The organism is Pseudomonas fluorescens (genome assembly GCF_000968015.1).
Lineage (GTDB): Bacteria > Pseudomonadota > Gammaproteobacteria > Pseudomonadales > Pseudomonadaceae > Aquipseudomonas > Aquipseudomonas fluorescens_W.
This window is the reverse complement of the sequence record NZ_LACH01000028.1, coordinates 21,232-29,764: the sequence shown is the minus strand read 5'-3', so window position 1 is coordinate 29,764 and position 8,533 is coordinate 21,232. Positions and strand designations below refer to the sequence as shown.

General features: G+C 58.7%; 5 protein-coding genes. 1 reads left to right on the top strand and 4 read right to left on the bottom strand.

Annotated elements, in window-relative coordinates:
• Nucleotides 1-29: 29 nt before the first annotated feature.
• Nucleotides 30-2,510 (bottom strand): UvrD-helicase domain-containing protein, encoded by a 2,481-nt coding sequence (locus tag VD17_RS14270; RefSeq protein WP_046054356.1) that lies wholly within the window; start codon nt 2,508-2,510, stop codon nt 30-32.
• 280 nt (nt 2,511-2,790) lie between these two features.
• On the opposite strand from VD17_RS14270, the gene VD17_RS14265 reads away from it, so the two are divergent.
• Nucleotides 2,791-3,486, top strand: coding sequence for a pirin family protein (locus VD17_RS14265; protein WP_046054358.1), 696 nt, complete (start codon nt 2,791-2,793; stop codon nt 3,484-3,486).
• A 138-nt stretch (nt 3,487-3,624) separates the two neighbouring features.
• On the opposite strand, the gene pgm is transcribed toward VD17_RS14265, so the two are convergent.
• From pgm to VD17_RS14250, 3 genes are all read right to left on the bottom strand, one after another.
• Nucleotides 3,625-5,271: a phosphoglucomutase (alpha-D-glucose-1,6-bisphosphate-dependent) gene (gene pgm / locus VD17_RS14260; protein WP_008156361.1), complete on the bottom strand. Its 1,647-nt coding sequence runs from the start codon at nt 5,269-5,271 to the stop codon at nt 3,625-3,627.
• Nucleotides 5,272-5,382: 111 nt separating this feature from the next.
• Nucleotides 5,383-6,783, bottom strand: a complete 1,401-nt coding sequence (locus VD17_RS14255) for an aminotransferase-like domain-containing protein (protein WP_046054355.1) — start codon at nt 6,781-6,783, stop codon at nt 5,383-5,385.
• A 67-nt stretch (nt 6,784-6,850) separates the two neighbouring features.
• Nucleotides 6,851-8,341, bottom strand: a complete 1,491-nt coding sequence (locus VD17_RS14250) for a hypothetical protein (protein WP_046054354.1) — start codon at nt 8,339-8,341, stop codon at nt 6,851-6,853.
• Nucleotides 8,342-8,533 lie beyond the last annotated feature (192 nt).

Genomic DNA, 8,533 nt, shown 5'->3' with positions numbered 1-8,533 from the left:
AGGCCGTCCCCTATGCCGATGGGGCAGAATCAAAAGATCGCCGATGTCTTGCCCTGTCGGTGATCGGCAAAGAACGCCTTGCCCTTGCCGATCCGATCGGAAGCTTTAGGCAGGTTGGCCGTCTGGGTGTCTTGCCCATCGACATACCAGTAGCAATGACTCACCGCCCGAGTGATGCCGACATAAGCCAGTCGCAGGATCTCGTCTTTTTGTGCGCTGTCATACGCTTCGCTGTCGCCTGACTTACCCAGACCTGCCATGCGGTAGACCTGGTTCTTGTACGGTGAACTGGTCAAGTGCTGACAATCACCCAGCAGGAACACCGCGTCAGCCTGAAGTCCCTTGGCGCTGTGATACGTCAATTGCTTGAGCCGTCGCGCTTCGTACGGCAATCTAGAATCCACATTAACTACAGACTGAATATGCTCTTCTATCAATGACTTATCGCTGCTTTTTCGATAAAGCATCAAGATTGAATCGCCCTTCCTGTAGTGCTCCATCAGGCGCGTGGCCATGCCTTGATCGTCGCGATCGAGAACGTTAACCGGCAGCAATGCCTTCGGCTCGCCACTGGCCTTGGCTTTCTTGCCTGCGATCGCCGGTGCCGCACGAACGATGTGTTCGGCGGCATCGATGATGTGCTGATGGCTGCGATAGTTGTCGCTCAGCATGACCTTGGTCGTGCTCGGCGAAGGGAATTCCTTGTTGAATTCCATGAAGTAGGTCGGCGAACTGCCCCGCCAGCCATAGATGGACTGCCAGTCATCGCCGACACAGAGCAGCGACGAACGTTGTGCGCCGCGCCCCACGTGCATAGCCGGGCCCCGACTGCGGATTTCCGTCAGACTCGCGCGGATCCAGGAAACGATCTGCGGTGATACGTCCTGAAATTCGTCGATCATCAAGTGCGACATCGGCCTGAGCAGCTCATCGCTCAGCAGTTTCAGGTTTTCCGGCGAATGTTCGCTGAACAAGGCGAACATCCGGTTGTAGGTCATCACCGGTGGTTTCTGATCGAGCAGATGATCTTCCAGCGCTCGCCAGTACAGGCTCAAGGCCTCGAAGAAAAACCGATCGGGGTCGTCCTTGGCAAAACTCATCTGGCCCACGGCATTGGGTACATCCAGGCCAAGGTTCTCGATAAATCCGGCGGCAGCGACAAAACAGTCCAGTAACGGCGCAGAGCTGAGCTCGCCCTTGACCTTGTAATCGAAGCCCGGCCCGGCACTGGCGTCGCCTCCCAGAGAGGCCAATACACGCTTTGATGACTCGTAACTATCCAGCCATATCAATGGCTTGCGACAGAAAGCTTGAAACAGGGTGCGTTTGACCGCCCATTCCGCGCGCACGCTCAATTTGGCATTGGGGCGGCTGACCTGCGGGTTTTCCCGGGGATCGAACCCCAGCACCACCCAAGCGTCGAGGCTCGGAATATAGCCATGGCAATGAAACGTTGAGCCATTGATATCGAACGTCTGGCGATTCGGCTCGATGCCTTTGATCGGCCAGGCCCCCGCACGAAACCACAAATCTTCGATAGCGTCGCAGAGCTCTTCATCACGCTTGGCAGCCAGTTCGGTCACGGCCATGCGCTTCTGCACGTCCGGATGATCGCGTTCCAGCTCCTTGAGTTGCAGCGCGTGACGAGACAATGGCTTGATCAACTCGCGGAAACGCTCATCACGGGTGTGCAGCTTGTGATAGCAGGCGTTGAGTTGTTGGCGTTGGGCGTCGTTGATGCGCAGGTCGAAAGGGTTGCTGTCGACCTCCTCATCGCCGTTTTGCGGGCGGTGACTGAGGTTTTCGAAGGCTTGCAGCCGCTCGAAGCCCGGCAGGCTGCGAATCATCGGCAGGATTCGCGAATGGAAGGTGCGCACTAGATCACGCGCTTCTTTGAAACTGAGCGACCGGCCCCAGAGTGCGAACAGCTCGATCAGTTTGTTGATGAAGTCTTTGCGCGACTCACGGGTAAAGGTCACCACCGTCATCGAACTCAGCTCGAACCCCAGATAATGGGTCAGCAGCAAAATTCGCAACACCAACGTGGTCGACTTGCCCGCACCCGCGCCGGCAATCACCGAGGTCGAGGGCGTGTCGCTGAAGATCATTTTCAACTGCGCGGGGCTGGGCTGGGCGTGCGGTGGCAGCAGTCGAGCGACATCCGTTTTCATGCGCTTCTTCAACTCAGCGCTCAACGGCAGACGCCAATCGTCGAACAGATTCTCGTCAACGTTGGGCGGCCGGTGTTCGGTCGAGCGCGAGTCGCGGATCAACAATACCTGCCGGCCTTCCTCCAAACCTTCAAGTTTGCCTTCCTTATAGCCGTAATCCACCCCGGCACTGTGCCCACTGCGAAAGCCGTCGGCCTGGCCGTGCAGCCAGGATGCCCGGTGTTGTGCGCGCAGACGCGTCAGGCCGTGACCAAAGAACCGGGCGGCCAGACGCTTGAGCAGCGGCATCTCGGCCAGGGGACGAAGTTCAGGAGGAAGATCGGGGGTGTGTTGCGGCACGCGGGCTGACTCCAGGGTGTGAGGCTGTTGAGGGCTATGGTGTCTGCATTTGCCGTTCAGTTCTAGTGAAATGCTTACAGGTCATTGGCTTATGCGATGAAGTGAAGGTTGTATGAGAATCTTTTGAGGTCATTTGATATCAAATTATTCGATTGTATTGAGGCATTTTTTACGCTTTTTATCGATCTATGCCTGATAGATGATGCTCGCCATCAACCACCGGTTCGCGTTTCGTGGCTCAGGCGCTCTGCCCCATGACGAACCTTTTCAGGAGACGAACATGCTTGAGCTCAGACCCTTCAAATCCCTGGGCGGTGCCCACCATGGCTGGTTGGATGCTCATCACCACTTTTCGTTCGCCGAATACCATGACCCAAAACGCATGAACTGGGGCAACCTGCGGGTGTGGAATGACGACGTGATTGCCTCTGGCACCGGGTTCCCGAAACACCCGCACCGGGACATGGAAATCATCACTTACGTCCGTGAAGGCGCAATCACTCACGAAGACAACCTGGGCAACAAGGGTCGTACCGAAGCGGGTGACGTTCAGGTCATGAGCGCCGGCACCGGGATCGCCCACAGTGAATACAACCTGGAAGCGACCGAGACCAAGATCTTCCAGATCTGGATCATCCCGAACGAAACCGGTCTGGCACCGTCCTGGGGCGCCAAGCCTTTTCCAAAAGGCCAGCGCGAAGGTTTCGTGACACTGGCAAGCGGCAAGGCCGGCGACGATCAAAGCCTGCGTATTCGAGCCGATGCACGATTGGTGGCCGCGAACCTGAAGGCCGGTGAATCCGCCGAGTATCGCCTGGACAATGGCCGTCGCGCCTATCTGGTGCCGGCCACCGGCATCATTGAAGTCAATGGCTTGCGTGCACAAGCTCGAGACGGTATCGCGGTTGCCAATGAGCAGGTGTTGCGGGTGACCGCCATCGAAGACAGTGAAATCGTTTTAGTCGACCTGGCCTGATGCTGGACACGCCGGACAAAAAAAGGGCGACCGTTAATGGTCGCCCTTTTCATAACTGTTGTTGACTGTGCTGACGTCATCGCGAGCAAGCTCGCTCCCACAGGGTTTGCGTAAGCCTGCTAGCGATAGGGCCCTGCATCACTTCGCCGAAATAGCGCCATCCACCAAAGTCTGAGCTTCTGCCACCAATTGCTTGAGGTGCTCGTCACTGACGAAGCTTTCAGCGTAGATCTTGTAGATGTCTTCGGTGCCCGACGGACGCGCCGCGAACCAGCCGTTCTCGGTCATGACTTTCAGACCACCGATCGCTTGGTCGTTACCTGGTGCGTGACTGAGAATGCTCTGGATCGCTTCGCCCGCCAGTTGGGTCGAGGTGACCTGATCCGGCGACAACTTGCTCAGCAGTGCCTTCTGCTCAGGATTGGCCTTGGCATCGACGCGCACCGAGAACGGTTCGCCCAGCTCATCGGTCAAGGCACGATAGGCCTGGCTTGGGTCGCGGCCGGTGCGGGCGGTCATTTCCGCGGCCAGCAGTGCCGGGATCAAGCCGTCCTTGTCGGTGCACCAGACGCTGCCATCTTTGCGCAGGAACGAAGCACCGGCACTTTCTTCGCCGCCAAAGCCCAGAGAGCCGTCGAACAGGCCGTCAGCAAACCACTTGAAGCCGACCGGCACTTCGTACAGGCGACGCCCCAGACGTTTGGCAACGCGATCGATCAAGCCGCTGCTGACCACGGTTTTACCCACGGCCGCATCGGCGCGCCATTGCGGGCGGTTCTGGAACAGGTAGTCGATCGTTACGGCGAGGTAGTTGTTCGGCGCGAGCAAACCACCGGACGGGGTCACGATGCCATGACGGTCGTGGTCCGGGTCGCACGCGAATGCTACGTCGAAACGCTCTTTCAGACCGATAAGGCCCTGCATGGCGTGAGTGGACGATGGGTCCATGCGGATCTGACCATCCCAGTCGACCGTCATGAAGCGGAAGGTCGGATCGACCTGTTTGTTGACCACTTCCAGATCCAGACGGTAATGCTCGGCAATCGCCGACCAGTAGCGCACCCCGGCTCCGCCCAGCGGATCGACACCCAGACGCAGCTTGGCATCACGGATGGCGTCGAAGTCGATCACGTTGATCAGGTCGGCGACGTAGGTATTGAGGTAATCGTGTCGATGGGTCGTGCTGGCCTTCAGCGCCTGCTCGTAGCTGATGCGTTTGACGCCGGCGAGCTTGTTGCTCAGCAATTCGTTGGCCTTGGCTTCGATCCACTTGGTGATGTGGGTATCGGCCGGGCCACCGTTGGTAGGGTTGTATTTGTAGCCACCGCTTTGCGGCGGATTGTGGGACGGCGTGATGACGATGCCGTCCGCCAGGCCCGACGTGCGTCCGCGGTTGTAGCAAAGAATGGCGTGGGAAATGGCCGGTGTCGGGGTGTATTCGTCACCTTCGGCGATCATTACCGTCACGCCGTTGGCGGCCAGCACTTCAAGGGCACTGGCGCCGGCCGGGGTGGACAGCGCGTGGGTGTCGATGCCGACGAACAGAGGACCGTCGATGCCCTGGGCTTCGCGGTACAGGCAGATCGCCTGGCTGATCGCCAGGACGTGCCATTCGTTGAAACTCAAGTCGAACGAGCTGCCTCGGTGCCCGGACGTACCAAAAGCTACGCGTTGGGTCGAGATGGCGGCATCGGGCTGGCCGGTGTAATAGGCCGTTACCAGTCGCGGGATGTCGACCAACAGTTCTACCGGTGCCGGTTTGCCCGCAAAAGGACTGAGTGTCATGCAAAACCTCTGAAGTCGAGTGGTTCAGGAATAGGAACGCAGTTTACTGGCAGTTTGACCGCAACGCGATGGGATCGATCCACGAGTGTCACGCAGGGTGTGTGGCCCCGTTCAATCGATCGACTCCAGACGCAAGGCGTCCCCTAACCAGCCCATTGCCGCGGCAAGGTCGTGATCACCGCCGAAGGTGTGACTCAGGCGCAAGTGTTGCGCATGCAAGCCCTGGAGACTGAACAGCTCTCCCGGTGCGATCACCACCTGGTGCTTGAGCAGGCGCTGGAAAACCCGACGTACATCGACCTGGCGCAGCGAACGAACCCAGATCGTTGCACCGCCCTGGGGTTCGACAACGTGCAAGGCATCGCCCAGACGCTCCTGCAACAGTTGCGTCATCTGCACCTTGCGGTCCTTGAGCATCCGCCGTAATACCTGAAGGTGCTGATCGACACGTCCGTTGCCGTACAAACGAGCGATGGCTTTCTGGCGAATCGGAGACAAGCGGAACGAACGCAGCAGAAAGTACCGTTGCAGTTCAGCACTGAAATGCCGTGACAGCAGATAGCCGTATGGCGCCTCCGGCCCGATGATTTTCTCGAAGGTGGAAAACACGATCAGCCGATCAGGGTCCAGCAAGTCGCGAAACCGCTGGCCGTCCGGTTCGAATCCGAGTTCGCCGTAGCAGTCGTTTTCCAACACCCAGCTGCCATGCCGCGCCAGCAACTGCGCGACGACTTGTCGGTTGTCGTCGGGTGCCAGGCTGCCTCGCGGCATGTTCAGCCCGGATGAAACCATCACCAGCCGCACCGGCTCGGTCTCCAGCAACTCCTTGAGCCATTCGACGTCCAGGCCACCGCTGGATTGCACTGCCAGCTCGATCACTCGTACCTGCGCCGCCTGGAGCAACCGCAGAATCGCCCAGTCGCACGGCGATTCGACCAACACCGTGGCGTCCTTGAGATTCAACACCGCGATCAGTATTTCCAGCACGCCACGCAGGTCGGCGCCAATATAGACATCGTCGGCATGCCAGCAGCGTAGCGGCGAGGTGGTGTAGCGCGCTGCCAGGGCAATACGCAACTCCAGCTCGCCGCAAGGTTGCGATGTCGGTTGTGGCTGACGCGGATACTGGCGCAGCAGTTCTCGCTCCAGCAGTAACAACGGACTGTCGAGGGGCTGCAACAACGCCGGTTCATCGGCGCTCAAGACCAGCATTCCGGGACGTCTGGCATGGACATAAACGGTTTCGAGCAGGTCGTTGCCACTGCTGAGCGTGCTGATGGAGGACACCGGTAACGCGTAATAGCCGGACTTGGCCACCGAATAAACGCGCCCCTCCTTCTCAAGAAGCGAATAAGCGTACTGAATGGTCGAGATCGACACGCTCAAACGCTCCGCCAACTGTCGCAACGAAGGCAGACGGACTCGCGTGTCACTGACCGGTTCGTTGATCAGGTTAGTCAGATATCGGTACACCGCCTGATACGCGAAATCAGTTTCTCGTGGCCCTTTCATGGGCGAGGGCCGAATGCCATGTGAGCGTCATCACGCATCGTCAAGAAGTCCGTCAAACCAGACACTTTCAGCGCCCCGCTGACCATTCGTCCGCCACCGCCGTGTCGTCGTCATAGTCGGCTGTTTCGGCTTGCAAACCCGCGCCGCCGAGTTCCGGGGCGCCTGCCCTACCCTCATCCGCAGACACCGGGCCCATGCGGTAAAGCGTGCCGATCAAGCTGACAGGCAATCCGCTGACGTCGGTCATCCATTGCAGAACCTGCTCCGGCACCGGATTGCCCTGCATTGCCCGGTGCAAATCAGGCATTGCCACGAGCATGCCGGGGTGACACTGGCGCAGAAAACGCTCAAGCGCCGCGCCATTCTCGACGAAAGGTGAAAAGAGTAGGCACACCAGTTGAGCCTCGCTCAAGCCAAGGCTTTTTTGAGCCTCGGCCGCTGCCAGCACGCGCTGCTCGGCCAACGTAGCCGGATTGCCGAACGCCTCTACCGCTTGTTCGCACAACCGTTCCGCCAGTTGTTTGCGCCGCATCATCACCAATGCCCGTTGCAGGTATTCGGCGATACCCGCCTCGTACCCGCGGCCGTGCACGAAGCACGACTGCAAACCCCGCATGTGTGCAGAGATAGAAAGGCTGACGTATTCATTGTCGCTAAGTTGAGCCGCCAGTTCGTCAGGTTGAAAACCGAGAAACTCCGTGAGCAGCGACCAACGCTCCTCCAGGTTGCTGACCAGCATGTCGTGAATGTCGATGTACGTAGCGCGACGACAAGCCTCAAACCGTTCCGCCGGACGCCACGCAACGTGGTCATGCTCAGTATAAAAAGCGCGGTAGCAGTCGCTGCCCAGCCCATCGAGCAGCGCGAAAAGCTCCTCATAGCCGGTTTCGTGGTGATTCGAGGTCTTGAGTCCGGCCTTGGCGGCAGCACGTTTCAACCCGACGAGAAACTGCTTCTGCTGACGAGGTGAGTCGCTGCTGATCAATGCATCGACACCGCTGTCCCAACGCGCTATTTGCCCATAGAACTCGCCGGTGGCCAGATACCCGTCGTCCCACAGATCAAGCGGCCCGCTCCAGGCGCGACGATGGCCAACCATCAAAAGATTGAGCCGGTTCGACTCACGGCCGCCCTCGGAAATCGGCGCCAGGTGGCTGAACGGCAGGACTTCCCGGTTATCAACCATCAACACTTCGACCCGAGGATCGTCGTAGAGGAACAAGGCGCTGTAGCTGCGATGGATGTTTTCCAGGGCCGTCGGGCTTGCGCCGTTCAAGCGCAAGGATGCCACTCGCAACTGGAATGTCGCAGGTGCCCGACCGGCGATACTCAGCTGGGCAGCGCGCAGCAGCGCCAAGGTGTAACAACTGTCGCTGGACCCGGACTGAATCGCCAGGACCTTGTAATCGCCAATACGCTCCATGCCCCCGGCGGCCACCACCAGTCGCTGAATCATCAGCTGCAATGCCGTGCGTTCGGCGCGCGAGAAGAAACTCAGCAATCGCTGCAGCACTTGTTGATAGACATAGTTCATCGCTTGGTCATGGATATTGGTCATCTTTATTTGCCTGATGTTTGTAAGTTCGATATCGCACCAACAACGCCACGCATTGCGCGTGGGTTGCTTGCCACGATTGAAGTACTGAACGCTATTGCCAAATGCTAGCACTTAAGCTTTTAGTAATTATTTGAAATAACTGGAAGCCTCCCCTGCTCCCGCCAGAGGCAGGTGGCCGCAAACCCTTGTAGA

Coding starts and splice junctions, on each gene's coding strand:
- VD17_RS14265 (WP_046054358.1), top strand. CDS start 2,791: ATGCTTGAGCTCAGACCCTTCAAATCCCTGGGCGGTGCCCACCATGGC.
- pgm (WP_008156361.1), bottom strand. CDS start 5,271: ATGACACTCAGTCCTTTTGCGGGCAAACCGGCACCGGTAGAACTGTTG.
- VD17_RS14255 (WP_046054355.1), bottom strand. CDS start 6,783: ATGAAAGGGCCACGAGAAACTGATTTCGCGTATCAGGCGGTGTACCGA.
- VD17_RS14250 (WP_046054354.1), bottom strand. CDS start 8,341: ATGACCAATATCCATGACCAAGCGATGAACTATGTCTATCAACAAGTG.